This is a genomic window from Vibrio sp. TRT 21S02, assembly GCF_050113675.1.
GTDB lineage: Bacteria > Pseudomonadota > Gammaproteobacteria > Enterobacterales > Vibrionaceae > Vibrio.
The window spans coordinates 248,568-263,482 of the sequence record NZ_JBNJOI010000001.1 but is presented as its reverse complement, the minus strand read 5'-3'; the positions used below and the strand labels follow the sequence as shown (position 1 = coordinate 263,482).

The window sequence follows — 14,915 nt, the reverse complement described above, 5'->3', positions numbered from 1 at the left end:
ATTACAGGCCCCGCTCTTTGATCCATTCGCGCACTTTGATGCCCGGTTCAATGCCACTGACACCAGAAATGATGATCTGATCACCATTTTCTAAACCCGAAACAACCTGACGGCGTTCATTGAGTTCAATCGTCGCCTTTTCAACAATGCCTTGCTCGTTAACACGCCAAACATTCGTTTGTTCGCCATCTTTAAACAAAGCTGACTGAGGAATGGTCGTTGCGCCTGTAGAGGCAGAAACAACATTAACTTGTCCCGACATTCCCGGCAGGATACCCACGTCAGCGGGACGCTCCATAATCATCGTCACTTTATACGAGCCGGTTTTAGGATCCGCCTCTGTGTCTATTTCTTGGAATGTTAAGGCGTATTGATTGTTCGGAAATGCATCGAAAATCATTGTTGCTACAGGTTCTGCACCAGAAGCGAATTTAGACAGCAGATGATCTGGTAGCTGAAAAATAACCTTCATCAACTGATTGGTTTGGATATTCATGACCCCTTTTTTAGCAGCAACAAATTCATGATTTTCGGCAGGGATCAGTGAAATCGTCCCATCATAAGGCGCAACTAATCGTGTATAGCTCAAGTTTGCATTAGCTTGATCTAACGTTGCTTTCGCAGAGTTATGATTGGCTTTCGCTTGATCAAAGTCTTGCTCTGAAACCACTTTATCTTTACGCAGCTTTTTGTAGCGTTGGTATTGCACATCAGCCAATTTAAATTGAGCTTCAGCTTGTTGGGCAAGCAGTGTGTATTCATCCGGGTTGAGGCGCGCTAATACATCACCCTTTGTAACCAGTTGTCCGGCGACAACATCTATCGATTGTAATTGCCCTGGTACACGAAACGCTAAAACGGCTTTATCACCTGCTTCTGAGGTGGCTGGAAATTGTCTTTCAAATTGAGAATTGCCTACAGAAACCGTAAATAACTTAGCCGGTCTGGAGTCTGGTTCAGGGACCGGAGGAAGTTCCTTACCACAACCGCTTAATGTGGCGGCCACTGCAAGAAACAAGAGGTGTTTTCGCATGGTCTTTCATCCATTAGCTATAGATGAGTACTAAGATAGATGAATGACGTATGGGATACTAGTAGATAGGCTATAAAGTTTTGTTATACCGGTTGATATGAGAGAAGGTTTAGCTCCTTCTCTCAATTCTGCATCATAGGTTACGAAATTCACGATTGACCTTAAATGCATCTGATGTCACATAAGCTTCGATATTACGCAATTTACTCTCAATACCATTGAAGTCTTTCTCCAAGGTATTGAGTAACACTTCTGGTGACTGCCCTTGCTGCCATGGCTTCGCTTTTAGCTTATGTTCTTGCTTACTCTTGAGTGTTTCACCGTAATTTGCTGGCTGCTTTTCGATCATCAACGTCATCGCCACATACGCCAGTAATACGAGAAAGCTACCACCTAACAACGCTGCAGAGATCACCAAAATACGGATTAACCATACTTCAGCACCAAAATAATTGGCAAGCCCAGCACAAACTCCGGTGATTTTCCCATTCACGGTATCACGATAGAGCTCTTTACTACTCATAACGTTGCCTCCAGTTTGGGGACTCTGAGTCCAGAATGCGCTCTAACGTATCAACCCTTTGCTGCATAGACTCAGCTTTATCCGATAATGATTGTAGGCGTTCATAATCTTCACTCGATAGTCCACTGCTTGTTTTGCGTTTACTGCGATAATGCAAGATAAGCCAAAGCGGCGCGACAAAGATAAGAAAGACAATCAAAGGACCTGAAATCCAGAATGACATAAGCAACTCCTGTAGTAAGGGCGGAAAGGTCTGGTCACTTTACCACATAACACCAGTGCAATGAGGTCAATACAGTGAAGCCTTATACCCGCCCAATTTTATTTATGATTTAAATGGCTTACTTCTTTTCTTCCATTTGTTGCTTTAACTTAGCAAGTTCTTGCTCAATTTCATCTTGAGCTTGAAGTTCTGCGAACTCTTGATCCAGTGACTTACCATTACCTGTTTTCGCGTAAAGATCGGCTTCGGCTTCAAGTTCATCAATTTTGCGTGAATATTGATCAAACTTTGCCATCGCTTCATTGGTGCGAGCGGTGTGCAGATGCTTTTGCACATCACGACGATTTGACGCAGCTTGACCTCGAATTGCCAGTGCTTGCTGTTTTGCTCGCGTTTCAGTGATTTTGCTTTCAAGCTTGCTGATTTCACCCGTTAGCTTGTCAATGGTCTCTTCAACCAATGTTTGCTCTGTATGTAACCCTTTCAGTACATCTTGAAGTTTTTGCTTTTCAATAAGTGCTGAGCGAGCTAAATCTTCTCTTTGCTTTGTTAGCGCTAACGTGGCTTTTTCCTGCCAGTCGCTAATTTGAGCGTCAATCGCCTCAACTTTTCGTGCCAATTCTTTTTTGTCAGCAATCGCTTTTGCTGAATTAGTACGAACTTCGACCAAAGTGTCTTCCATTTCTTGGATGATTAGGCGAATCATTTTTTCTGGGTCTTCCGCTTTGTCGAGAAGAGCGGAAATATTTGAATTAACAATGTCTGCGAATCGAGAAAAGATACCCATGGTGATCTCCTTGTTTACTTTGATACTGAGCTTAAATTGCTCAACCGTTGCTATTGATATACCAAGATGCGTGCCAAGTTTTTTATCTTTTACTTTCAACAAGTTAAAATATAGCCTCTTGAAAGCCACCTCAGAGTATGATGAATTTGACCGATTATAGGTAAATTTAACCAAGCTAAGTAAGGAAGAGCATGCAACAGAATCTAATCGGTGAATCTCCCGCTTTTCTTGCGGTCCTTGATAAAGTCTCGAAGCTCGCTGCCATCGACCGCCCTATTTTAATTATTGGCGAACGAGGTACAGGGAAAGAGTTGATAGCACAGCGGCTACATTATTTATCCAAGCGCTGGGATCAGCCCTTAGTCTCCTTAAATTGCTCTACGTTAAGTGAAGGCTTAATTGACTCGGAACTGTTTGGCCATGAATCTGGTTCATTTACTGGCTCAAAAGGACGGCATAAAGGGCGCTTCGAACGCGCTGAGAACGGAACATTGTTCCTTGATGAACTAGCAACGGCTCCCTTACTTGTTCAGGAAAAGCTACTGCGTGTCATCGAATATGGGCAATACGAACGTGTAGGTGGACATGAATTACTGAACGCTAACGTCCGTTTAATTTGTGCAACGAACGCTAACTTACCTGACATGGCCGCAACTGGCGCGTTTAGAGCGGATCTACTCGATCGCTTAGCATTTGATGTCGTCCACCTGCCACCACTGAGAGAAAGAAAAGAAGACATTATGCTACTTGCTGAATACTACGCAATTAAAATGTGCCGCGAATTGAACTTTGAGTACTTCGTTGGTTTTTCAGAGCATGCCAAGCAGAGCTTATTGTCCTATTCATGGCCGGGTAATGTTCGTGAGCTCAAAAACGTCATTGAACGTGCAGTTTACCAGCACGGCATTCAAGATAGCCCTATCGAAGCACTGATTTTTGACCCATTTTTGACCGGATGGATGGACACTTCTTCTCAATCGGCTGAGAAGCAAGCAACGGACAACGTACCGTTGGAATTTCCAATGGATTACAAACAATGGCAAGAACAACAAGACATTAAATTACTCGAAGCCGCGCTTGAAGAAGCAAAGTTTAACCAGAGGAAAGCAGCTGAACTCCTCGGCTTAAGCTACCATCAGTTAAGAGGAATGGTGAGAAAATACGACCTCACTAAAGCCGATTAACGAACGATGTTTAACCGACCTCCTAATAGCAATAAAAGTGAACTGATCGTTGTCGAATCGATTAGTTGGTTTGAGTAAATAAAAAATGGTAAATTATTGAGATCTTGAGGCATAATGGGAAGTTTTATTATGCTTCGTTTCTCAAAAGTATTCTGTCTATGAGAGCTTTGATACAACTGACATTGGGACTATTTAGCTTTAGCCTATTAACAGGCTGCGGCGAAGAAATAGATCACAGCAAAATTCGCCAAAGTGGCTTTGTTTATTGTGGGCAAGGAGGGCCAACCTCACTCAACCCACAACTGGTTGACAGCGGCATTACATCTGAAGCTCTTAGCCCGCAGATTTTTGATACTCTGCTCACACTCGATCCTGACACCTTCCAACCGGTAGGTAATCTCGCGCAAAGCTGGTCAGTCAATAAGCAAGCGACCGAATATACCTTCACGCTTAGGGAAAATGTACAGTTTCAGTCAACACCTTGGTTTACGCCCACTCGTCCTTTGAATGCTCAAGATGTGGTGTTTAGTTTTCGCCGAATCATCGACAGTTCAAACCCATTCCATTATGTCGGTGGAGGCATGTACCCTTGGTTTGATGGGATTGATTTTCAGAATCTATTAGTCGATGTGCAGGCCATTGGCGAACATCAGGTGAAGTTTACGTTAGCTCGGCCAGACAATACGTTTCTCGCTAATATTGCCACCAGCTACGCGGTGATCCACTCCAAAGAATATGCAACAGAACTAGAGCATAAAGACGAAAAAGGACAACTCGATAGCTTCCCCATTGGCACTGGGCCATTTTATTTGTCTGAGTACCAAGTTAACGATTTTATTCGCTTAAAACGTCATCAGAACTATTGGAAAGGCGAAGCTAAAATGAGCCAAGTTGTTTTCGATATTTCCCACCGTGGAACCGGCACACTGGCTAAACTACTTCGTAAAGAGTGTGACGTATTAAGTTCACCTCTTTCGAGCCAAATCCCTATAATTGAAGACCAAGAACACATCAATTTAGTGGCAAAGCCCGCGATGAATATTTCTTTTATCGCCGTCAACACTTCTCATCCAGCCCTCAATGATCCTAGGGTACGAAAAGCATTGAACTTTGCTATCAACCGCCAAAACATCCTAGATTCCGTGTATTACGGAACCGGGAGTCAGGCGTATTCGGTTCTCCCGCCGAGTTCTTGGGCTTACCAAAAAGATACGGTGCAAATTCGCTACGATCGAAACTATGCTATCGCACTTCTAAAAGAAGCGGGGTTTGATAAAGGACTAGAACTCAATATGTCGGTTCCTCTTGAACCAAGAGCCTACAACCCTAGCCCACGGAAAACGGCTGAACTTATCCAATCTAACTTAGCGGATATCGGTATCACCCTAAATCTGTTTACAGATGACCGATTCGATCGCACACAGGTGGACGCCAATGCCAATATCGATCTGTTTCTAACTGGTTGGATTGCAGACACCGCCGACCCCGACAACTTTTTCCGCCCGCTACTGTCATGTGATTCGGAGCGAGCAGGCCTTAATGTATCCAGCTGGTGTAATCCCGATTTTGACTTCTTGTTGGATCTGGCATTAGAGGTTGAGAAGCCAAGATACAGATTGAATTTATATCGTCAGGCACAGAATGTATTAAACGAAGAGTTTCCAGTTATCCCACTAAACCATGGGATGCAATTCCAAGCTTATGACGACTCACTAACTGGATTCAAAATGAGCCCGTTTAACACCCAGCCATTTGATCAAGTTGAGAGGTTGCGATAAATGTTTTTGTATACCATTCGACGGCTTAATCTGTTCATTATCACACTACTCATCCTGACCATCGTCGGATTTAGCTTACTACGCCTTGATCCTTCATCACCATGGGCAATCCAAAACTTTTGGGCAGGATGGACAACCTATGTGGGTGAACTCACTCATTTCAATTTCGGCTTGAACAAAGCTGGCGTGCCAATCATTGATGAGCTGAAAGTGGTTTTCCCAGCAACATTAGAGCTTTGCTTAATTGCTTTTATTTTTTCATTGCTGATTGGGATCCCACTAGGAACTTTGGCAGGTATGAAGCAAGGCAAATGGACAGACACGATTATTTCATTCACTTCGATGTCGGGATACTCTGCCCCACTCTTTTGGGTCGCACTGCTCATGATCATGGCGTTCTCGCTGCACTATGAAGTTTTTCCTGTGTCGGGGCGCTACGATTTGCTTTATCAAATTGACCACGTCACTGGTTTTGCGCTTATCGACGCTTTCTTTTCAGAAAGCGCCTATCGTGCACATGCGCTTCAAAGTGTTATTGAACACTTGATCTTACCGTGCTTAGTTTTGGCGCTAGCACCGACAACGCAAGTTATCGGGCTTATGCGAACCTCAGTGTCTGAAGTCATGGGACAAAACTACATTCGCGCAGCTCGCATTAAAGGTTTAACGACCCACGAAATCGTCACCCAGCACGTACTGCGCAATGCGATTCCACCGATCATTCCAAAAATTGGGGTTCAACTATCAAGTATGCTAACCCTAACAATTATTACCGAATCTATTTTTAACTGGCCTGGTATTGGCCGGTGGCTATTAGATGCTCTATCTAACCAAGATTATGTCTCAATCCAAGCCGGCGTCATCGTAGTGGCAACATTCGTGTTAACCGCGAATATTCTGTCGGATCTTATCGGTGCGATGATAAATCCGTTAGTAAGGAAAGAGTGGTATGCTAACAAATAACGTTTATCAAGAAGAAAGCATCCCAACGCAGTTTGAGCGTTTTTCTCGCAGCTTTCGTTCAAACAGCCTTGCTATGTTTGGGCTCTGGTGCCTTGCACTGATCATCTTGATCACCCTTGCATCGCCTTGGATTACACCGCACGACCCTCAAGCACAAACTGGGGAGTTATTGGTGCCACCATCTTGGAACCCAGCCGGCACCGTTGAATTCTTTCTAGGCACCGACGACTTAGGCCGAGATATTCTTTCAAGATTAATTGCAGGAACGCAATTGACATTTGGTGCAGCCGTTTTAATTACACTAATTGCAACGACTGTAGGCTGCTTCATTGGTATTTTAGCTGGCATGACCAAGGGGTTAATTTCAAGTACATTGAACCACTTACTCGATACAGTCATGTCTATTCCTTCACTGTTGTTAGCCATTATATTTGTCGCTTTTCTTGGCTTCGGTGAATTCAATATCTTACTGGCGATATGCCTTGCACTTATTCCACGCTTTATTCGCTCAGTCTATATCGCGGTGCATACCGAAGTAGAAAAAGACTACATCATGGCTGCTAGACTCGATGGGGCCAATGACTTTTACCTGCTTTGGAACTCCATTTTGCCGAACATCCTTGTGGTGATCGCAGCAGAAGTCACACTGGCTCTCTCTATTGCTATTTTAGATATCACTGCACTAGGATTTCTTGGCTTAGGTGCGCAAGCTCCAAGCTCTGAATGGGGAGCTATTTTAGGTGATTCTGTTGAACTAATTTATCTCGCGCCATGGACAGTAACTCTGCCCGGGCTCGCAATCATGTTTACTGTAATCGTCATTAACCTTGTTGGTGAAGGTGTTCGCCAAGCACTCAATGCGGGGATCGAATAATGCCTCTGTTAGATATTCGACATTTGACCATTGAGATCGAAACTCCTCAAGGAATGATGAAAGCCGTCGACCGTATGAGTCTCACCATGAATGAAGGTGAAATACGTGGCCTAGTTGGTGAATCTGGTTCAGGAAAGAGCTTGGTCGCCAAAGCGATCGTTGGTGTATGTAAAGATAATTGGAAAGTCACCGCCGATCGCATGAGACTAGGTAACATCGATTTGCTGCAACTCACCCCTCGCGAAAGACGTCGAGTGATTGCACGCGACATTGCAATGATCTTTCAAGAACCCTCCACCTGTCTCGACCCTTCTGAGGAAGTCGGAAAACAGTTGATTGAATCCATTCCTTCCCATTCTTTTGAAGGTAAGTGGTTCGAGAGATTTAAATGGCGTAAAAAACAAGCCATTGCGTTGCTGCATAAAGTAGGCATCAAGGATCATAAAGGCTTGATGAGCTGTTACCCTTACGAGCTTACTGATGGTGAGTGTCAAAAAGTAATGATTGCAATGGCCATCGCAGCAAAACCCAAGCTTCTTATTGCTGATGAACCAACGAATGATTTGGATCCTATCACCCAGTCGCAAATATTACGTCTGCTCAGCCGCATGAATCAGGTACATAACACAACCATTATGCTGATCGGCCATGACTTAACCACGATTACACAATGGGCCACTCGTATTACGGTTATGTATTGCGGACAATCGGTTGAATCTGCCGATACTCAGAAAATCCTTAAGGCACCAAAACACCCATACACAAATGCCCTGCTAAAAGCGATGCCAGATTTTGCCGACTGGATACCACATAAAGAAAAACTCCAGTCTTTACCGGGTTCGATTCCACCCTTGCAGCACTTACCAATCGGCTGCCGCTTAGGTCCACGCTGCCCATACGCACAACGTCAATGTGTTGAAATACCAATGACACAGCGCGTAAAGAACCATAAATTCGCCTGTCACTTCCCGCTGAATATGGAGAAGAAATCATGAGTGCGCTGTTAGAGGTCAACGATCTATCCAAAGACTTTGTAACGCGTTTCGGCTTATTGCATAAAAAAGTGCAACATGCTGTTAAGCCGGTTAGCTTCAGCCTAGAAGCCGGACAAACCATCGGATTTATTGGTCAAAATGGTTCTGGTAAATCCACACTCGCTCGTATGTTAGCTGGGGTTGTTGAGCCTACATCAGGTGAAATTCGCGTCAATGGTGAACTGCTTGCGCACAAAGATTACGAAACGCGCTGTAAGTTAATCCGGATGATTTTTCAGGATCCTAATACCTCATTAAATCCAAGGATCCAAATTGGGCGTATCCTCGAAGGACCATTAAAACGAAATACTAATATGCCACCAGAGGCACGGGTACGACGTGTAAAAGAGACCCTTTTACGTGTTGGTTTGCTTCCCGAGCACGCGTATTTCTACCCTCAAATGTTAGCAACAGGCCAAAAACAACGTGTTTGTCTGGCTCGTGCCTTGATCCTTCAACCATCGATTATTGTGGCAGATGAAGCCTTGAATGGTCTCGATATGGCAATGCGCTCGCAAATCATCAACCTATTTCTCGAACTGCAAGAAGAAATGGGGGTTTCGTTCATTTACGTATCTCAACATATTGGTGTTGTGAAACATATTACCGACCAAGTCATGGTGATGCATGAGGGCGAAGTCGTTGAATTTGGAGATACTCAGCAAGTTCTTACGAGCCCGGAACACCCGATCACGCAACGCATGATCGAAAGTCACTTCAATAAAGCGCACTGCTTTAAATAAGCCAATAGAATAAAGCACACTCTTTCTTAGCGTGTGCTTTTAATTCTTGCACTTCTCATCAATCTCGTAACGAATATCTTAAATAGATAAACTTACCTCCTCCGTTAAGAGTAAACTGGCCCCATTATTTGCGAGTTGAATCGCTTTAATAATAGTTCATGACACCTGAGTGCCAAAAATAGATGTACAAACCAACGTTTGGCGACGAAAAGCCTAAAAGCATAGCTCTTCACAGTGAGAACTGCACAATTGAACCAGAAACCAGTGTAAAACTTGTAGCTATTGGCCGTGATATCAAGGCGATTTAAGCGAGATATCGATACGTAAATAACCTTAAATCGATACTGGTGTCAATTTGAACACCTTTTCGATTTAGTTCCAATAAACCTATTAAATCTTGATACTTTTCATACACAAAATTAAGGTAGGCGATTCTAGCAACCAGAATCGCACTATTTTTCCATTTTCTTTTCACAAATTGTTGTTTATCCCTTCACACAAAGGTATAAAAGAACGAGATACTTTCCCCTTCGATTAACATGGATGACGATTATGTTTGAAAAAGTAGTTGCGGCTCCCGCTGACCCTATTCTCGGCCTAACAGAAGAGTTTAAAAAAGACGCTCGTGCAGAGAAAATCAACCTAGGCGTTGGAATTTACAAAAATGAACAAGGTGAAACCCCTGTTTTAGCGACAGTAAAGAAAGCAGAAGCAGCTCTGATTGAAACGGAAAAGACTAAGTCATACCTAACAATCGAAGGTACTGCTGAATATGGTCTTGCTGTACAAAAACTTCTTTTTGGAGAAGACGCGGCGATCGTAGCAGAGCAGCGAGCTAAAACAGCTCAAGCGCCAGGTGGTACTGGTGCATTACGTGTAGCGGGTGAGTTTATTAAGCGTCAGCTCGGCAATGCTAAAATCTGGATCAGTAATCCAACTTGGGCAAACCATAACGGTGTATTCACCGCTGCTGGTATCGAAACGGCTCAATACAGCTACTACAACGCAGAAAGCAAAGATAAAGATTTTGCTGCGATGCTTTCTGATCTGGAAAAGGCAAGCGAAGGTGATGTGGTATTGCTACATGGCTGCTGTCACAACCCTACTGGTATCGACCCAACGGCAGAAGAATGGGAAACTCTGGCTAAGCTGGTTGCTGAGAAAAAGCTGCTTCCTTTATTCGATTTTGCATATCAAGGTTTTGCTAAGGGCGTAGAAGAAGACGCAGCAGGCCTTCGTACTTTCGCGAAATACAACAAAGAGATCCTAGTTGCTAGCTCTTTCTCTAAGAACTTTGGCCTATACAACGAGCGTGTTGGTGCTTTTACCCTTGTAGCTGAATCAACTGAAGTTGCAGCAACGGCATTTTCTCAGGTGAAAGCGATCATCCGTTCTATCTACTCTAACCCACCAGCTCACGGCAGTGCAGTTGTCACTCACATTCTAAACAACGCTGAACTTCGTGCAGAATGGGAAGCAGAAGTTGCTGAAATGCGTGATCGTATTCAAGAGATGCGAGAGCTATTTGTCACAACGCTAAAATCAGAAGGTGTTGAAGCAGACTTTAGCTTTATCGAACGCCAAAACGGCATGTTCTCTTTCTCTGGTCTTTCTAAAGAGCAGGTAAACCGTCTTAAAGAAGAGTTTGCGATTTACATCGTCGGCTCCGGTCGTATTAGTGTTGCAGGCATGACACGCAATAATATGGGCCCATTATGTAAAGGGATCGCTGCGGTCCTATAAACATATTGTTCACTAAAAAAGCCAGCGTATCGCTGGCTTTTTTTATTGATAGGAAATTAGCTTAATAAGCAAATCGAACCGAAATACCACCTTCATTCGTGGTACTTTCCCCCGTATCACGATGGGTATAAAAACCGCCTAACATAAAACGTTTGGAGAGTTTGTAGTCCCCCCTTAATGTCAGCAGGTTTTCATCCAAAATATCGCTTCGTGTTAGCTCCCCAATCACTGAAGCTTGCCAATTCTCATTCAGAGCATAACTTAGCGTTAAACTTGTACCGTAGCGAAGTTCTGTATCACTCTTTAGGGTTTCATCCGTAATATCATTCGTAGTACGAGCACGAATATAACCGACACTCGCTTGAGCGAGCATATCTAAATCCTCAATCAAAGCATAGCGATAACCAATTCCAGGCATAAGGCTGTATATTTCTGTCGTCGTATTAGCAGGATGTATAAACCTAGCGGAGTAGTCCAATGATGCAACCCAATGATCGGTAAACAAATAATTCCCACCAATGGTCAACGTCGTAACATTATTGTTTTCGCCCAAGTTTTCATTCAAAGACCCTGAACTCAGATCTGCATGAATATACTCATATTCAATGTTATTGGTAGTGGAAGAGTCTGCCATCACTACACTAGAGGGCAAACAAAGAGCGGTGGCCATCACCCAAGCTGAACTTATTCTCATTCGAATACTCCGTCTCATTCCTTGAAAATGGTAATCGTGGTGATTTTTACTAAATCTATTCACATTTTGGCAAGCAAAAATCAATCATCAAAGCACACGCTTACCTCATTAAGGTGAATCATAACCTAAGCAGAATCAAGTTTTCGGTAGGATATGAAAAAGGTGTGATACGCAAACAAAAAAAGCCCATGAATGGGCTTTTTGAGTAGGAAAATACTGACTGTTATTGCAAAGTCACCAGCAGTTCATCTTGTTGTTGGCTCTGTATTGTTGCTTCTGTTTTCAACCGCAATGATTCAAGTTGTTCCCCATCCAATTCATAAGGAAGCACCACTCTGAGTTCATCAATGCCTTCTGTTTTGGCTAACTTTAGTAACGTTGCCAAATTGGATTCATCACTTCGACTCACCGACAGTGATTTCATGGCCTGTTCCCAAAGCCGCTCTTCAGGCGAATGCAGATCTTGAATGGAATTTTTCCATGCAAGACTGAAAATGGGAGCAAACGTACTCATTGCTTCAAGAAAAGTCCATTTCTTACTACATGAAGCGCCTAAAAACGAAGTGTAGTCAAATACAACGCATGTCTTATTTTGATGTTCCATATCATCCCCCGACATAATGGCATCATTTGCTCATTGTTTATGGCTGCCTTGATTGAGAGCCGAGTAAAACGTTTCACTGAGCACTCCCCCACTATCAGCCAACATGCCCCATATAGCAATAGGATATAAAACAATGATCTTTTATGCCCCCATATCAAACATCATTCGCTATATAAAAACCAAGTAAGTAACAATCAAGGAACAATTAGTAAATATATGCGACCATGTGCTTAATATTTTGCAAAGTAAAAATTATCTTACATCAATGATCCGGCTTGCCTTTTTAAACTGTATACGCCAGCCTTGCCAACGAGGTAGCTCCCAACGTTTGGGATCTCCTTTACGCAACCCATCTTTATAGACCACGTAAATCAGCTTTTTCTTCGCGTAATATTCTACCGTCAAATTCAGATCACCAAGACTAAGTTCAAACGGATATAGTTCCGCAAACTCTTCATATTGCCAGTATGGGATCCCATCGAATGGAAAATCTTCTTCAGAAAATAGTTGCAACTCTTCCATATTACTTAGTTCAAGCGCATTGAGTTGCTCGATAAACCAAGATTCAAAGCTTTCGTCATTGTGGCTATGGCACATATCAGATAGGCCTAAATCAACATATAATTTCCAATGCTGAATTTCATTTTCTCTTCGTTTCGCAAACCCCGGGAATATGGCTCCCGTTTGGACTGCTTCTAATAAAGGTTTGGTTGTCAATTCACCATGGGCCAGCCGAAGCTCTCTGTGCACACTACGACCAGCATATATCATCTCCATTTCGACATGAGCGACATCGTCAACGAGAACAACATCTCCCTCTTGCCATTCTCCTAGTTCAAGCTCGCGAATAAGCGAAATAGGAACGGGCATCATGAATGTAGCAAGGTTCAACGTTTGCTTAACGCCCCTACCTGGTAGGCTGTGAATGTCCAGCACCAATGCAGCTTGGCTTTCTTGTTTAAGACGGGAGTTTCGCCCCTCCATCACTTCTAATAAGCCGTTGGCAAATGCGTCTTTGCGCTTTTCTCTTCGAACAAAAACCAATTCTGGATGTAACTGAGCAATCGAAGCTCGCAGCTGGTTGTGATCATATCGGGATGCCACACTCAGATCAGGTAGCTCAAACAACGCCCTCATTTGTTTAGACAGTCCTTGAGCTTCAGCCAATGCGTCTGACTCGATAGAGACGCCACGAAATTGTTGGCCACGAACCAAACCAATCACTAACTGAGCATCACAACCTAACGGCTCTTGTTGCGCGAGCTTTTCCAACGTTTCTTCATTAGCAGATAATTGAAACAAGCGAGCTGGGACTGCAAGCGCAGCGGTAAGGTCAATCATGGCCTCTTGTAACGACTTTTGCGGCATTCTTGAAACCAAATCAGCATATAAAGCATCGATCGGTAATGGATAAATTTTACGTCCATGCGCTGTTGCTTGTCCTTGAGAATCAATGGCAGCCATGTTGGACAATAAAGCGCGCGCTGACTGAAATGATTTTTCTGGCAATTCGTCCATTAGAGGCAATTGATTTAGAGGTACTCCGCAACAAGCGGCTGCAAGCATTGGCTCCGTTAACGCTTCGCGCTGCATTTCTGGTGGCGTTACTTCAATTAATGCAGCATGCTCCCCATATAGACGGACACAAATGCCATCCATTACACGTCCTGCTCGTCCTGCTCTCTGCTTAGCGCTGGCTTTAGATATATGCTTGAGACTTAATGTAGTTCGGCCATTACGCTGCTCAGTTCTACGCTCTAAACCAGAGTCAATCACAGCCGATATATTGGGAATGGTCAGAGAGGTTTCCGCAACATTTGTCGCTAATACAACCTTTCGCTCAGCTTGTATCGTTAGAGCAATATCGCGTTGCTGATCAGAAACAGAAGCATGGAGTGGCGTGACCAACACATCATCAAGATGGCTTAACATCTGAGCACATTGGGCGATTTCTTTTCGTCCGGGTAGAAAAACTAAAATATCCCCAGCCGTTTGTGTAAGTAGCAACATGACTTCGTCTCGAACCTTCATCTCTAAGTTGCGAGGATCAGGCAACTGCCTTGAGTCTGTGGCTCTGTACTGCAATGCCACCTGATGAACTCGCCCTTCCGCTTGCATCCGGTCCGCAGCTAAATAGTGAGCAAGCTTAGCGCCTTCAATTGTCGCAGATGTCAAAACTATTCGATGAGTGTTGTGTTGTTTCAACAACCCAACCAAAACATCCGTATCCCAACGACGCTCGTGAAATTCATCCACAATGATGATGTCAAATTGCGCCAATTGATCCTCAGAATACCAACGCAATGCAACACCAGGGGTTACAAAAACGACCTTACTGCTCTGGCAGAACTGGTTTTCCAGCTTGATGGCATAACCAATGCTCTCTCCCAATTTATCGCCAGATTGCGCTGCAAGGAACTGAGCTAGCGAAGTACAGGCAATACGTCTTGGTTCTACAACTAACACTCGGCCATGTGTTGCGGCCCATACGGGTAATCGAGTTGACTTACCTGAGCCTGTCTCAGCTTCAACGATTAAATGGTTCTTTTTGAGTTCGGTTTTAAACGTATTTTCCAGAATATCAATTGGCAGAGATTGCATGGGCAGTACTTCATCATTCAAGCGGCTGGGTAGTATATACTTAAGTGACAATAAGATGCTGGGTATATCTCAAATAATCGTTTACAGGGTCTGGGTTTAGGAGGTACTCCAGTTTACAATAGGCTATTCAG

General features: G+C 43.7%; 14 protein-coding genes. 7 read left to right on the top strand and 7 right to left on the bottom strand.

Annotated features, from left to right (window positions below; translation table 11 throughout):
- Window position 1 precedes the first annotated feature (1 nt).
- From ACQEXU_RS01285 to pspA, 4 genes are all read right to left on the bottom strand, one after another.
- Window positions 2-1,033 (bottom strand): efflux RND transporter periplasmic adaptor subunit, encoded by a 1,032-nt coding sequence (locus ACQEXU_RS01285; RefSeq protein ID WP_427009353.1) that lies wholly within the window; start codon window positions 1,031-1,033, stop codon window positions 2-4.
- Between the two features lie 133 nt (window positions 1,034-1,166).
- Complete coding sequence (gene pspC, locus ACQEXU_RS01280; protein ID WP_367986687.1) at window positions 1,167-1,556, bottom strand: envelope stress response membrane protein PspC; 390 nt, start codon at window positions 1,554-1,556, stop codon at window positions 1,167-1,169.
- Window positions 1,549-1,779: an envelope stress response membrane protein PspB gene (pspB, locus tag ACQEXU_RS01275; protein WP_367986688.1), complete on the bottom strand. Its 231-nt coding sequence runs from the start codon at window positions 1,777-1,779 to the stop codon at window positions 1,549-1,551. Before pspB ends, pspC begins: the two co-directional genes overlap by 8 nt.
- A 118-nt stretch (window positions 1,780-1,897) precedes the next feature.
- On the bottom strand, window positions 1,898-2,566 hold the full coding sequence (pspA, locus tag ACQEXU_RS01270) for a phage shock protein PspA (protein ID WP_367986689.1): 669 nt from the start codon (window positions 2,564-2,566) through the stop codon (window positions 1,898-1,900).
- 191 nt (window positions 2,567-2,757) lie between these two features.
- Here pspA and pspF point away from each other — a divergent pair, with 191 nt between their 5' ends.
- From pspF to ACQEXU_RS01235, 7 genes are all read left to right on the top strand, one after another.
- Complete coding sequence (gene pspF / locus ACQEXU_RS01265; protein ID WP_427009352.1) at window positions 2,758-3,750, top strand: phage shock protein operon transcriptional activator; 993 nt, start codon at window positions 2,758-2,760, stop codon at window positions 3,748-3,750.
- Window positions 3,751-3,908: 158 nt separating this feature from the next.
- Entirely contained in the window at window positions 3,909-5,528 is a 1,620-nt protein-coding gene (gene sapA / locus ACQEXU_RS01260) for an ABC transporter substrate-binding protein SapA (RefSeq protein WP_367986691.1), read from the top strand.
- Entirely contained in the window at window positions 5,529-6,491 is a 963-nt protein-coding gene (locus ACQEXU_RS01255; protein WP_367986692.1) for an ABC transporter permease, read from the top strand. It abuts the gene before it with no gap.
- The gene (locus tag ACQEXU_RS01250) at window positions 6,478-7,365 is read left to right on the top strand and encodes an ABC transporter permease subunit (protein ID WP_427009351.1); all 888 of its coding nucleotides are present in this window, start codon (window positions 6,478-6,480) and stop codon (window positions 7,363-7,365) included. The genes ACQEXU_RS01255 and ACQEXU_RS01250 overlap by 14 nt, the downstream gene beginning before the upstream one ends.
- Window positions 7,365-8,360 (top strand): oligopeptide/dipeptide ABC transporter ATP-binding protein, encoded by a 996-nt coding sequence (locus ACQEXU_RS01245; protein WP_367986694.1) that lies wholly within the window; start codon window positions 7,365-7,367, stop codon window positions 8,358-8,360. Before ACQEXU_RS01250 ends, ACQEXU_RS01245 begins: the two co-directional genes overlap by 1 nt.
- Window positions 8,357-9,142, top strand: a complete 786-nt coding sequence (locus ACQEXU_RS01240) for an ATP-binding cassette domain-containing protein (RefSeq protein WP_427009350.1) — start codon at window positions 8,357-8,359, stop codon at window positions 9,140-9,142. Before ACQEXU_RS01245 ends, ACQEXU_RS01240 begins: the two co-directional genes overlap by 4 nt.
- 552 nt (window positions 9,143-9,694) lie before the next feature.
- Window positions 9,695-10,885, top strand: a complete 1,191-nt coding sequence (locus ACQEXU_RS01235) for an amino acid aminotransferase (RefSeq protein WP_427009349.1) — start codon at window positions 9,695-9,697, stop codon at window positions 10,883-10,885.
- 61 nt (window positions 10,886-10,946) lie between these two features.
- Here ACQEXU_RS01235 and ACQEXU_RS01230 read toward each other — a convergent pair whose 3' ends face one another.
- From ACQEXU_RS01230 to ACQEXU_RS01220, 3 genes are all read right to left on the bottom strand, one after another.
- Window positions 10,947-11,579 carry an outer membrane beta-barrel protein gene (locus ACQEXU_RS01230; protein WP_427009348.1) on the bottom strand — a complete coding sequence of 211 codons (633 nt, stop codon included), beginning with the start codon at window positions 11,577-11,579 and terminating at the stop codon, window positions 10,947-10,949.
- Window positions 11,580-11,802: 223 nt separating this feature from the next.
- The gene (locus ACQEXU_RS01225) at window positions 11,803-12,183 is read right to left on the bottom strand and encodes a transporter (RefSeq protein WP_367986698.1); all 381 of its coding nucleotides are present in this window, start codon (window positions 12,181-12,183) and stop codon (window positions 11,803-11,805) included.
- Between the two features lie 252 nt (window positions 12,184-12,435).
- Complete coding sequence (locus tag ACQEXU_RS01220) at window positions 12,436-14,784, bottom strand: helicase-related protein (RefSeq protein WP_427009347.1); 2,349 nt, start codon at window positions 14,782-14,784, stop codon at window positions 12,436-12,438.
- Window positions 14,785-14,915 lie beyond the last annotated feature (131 nt).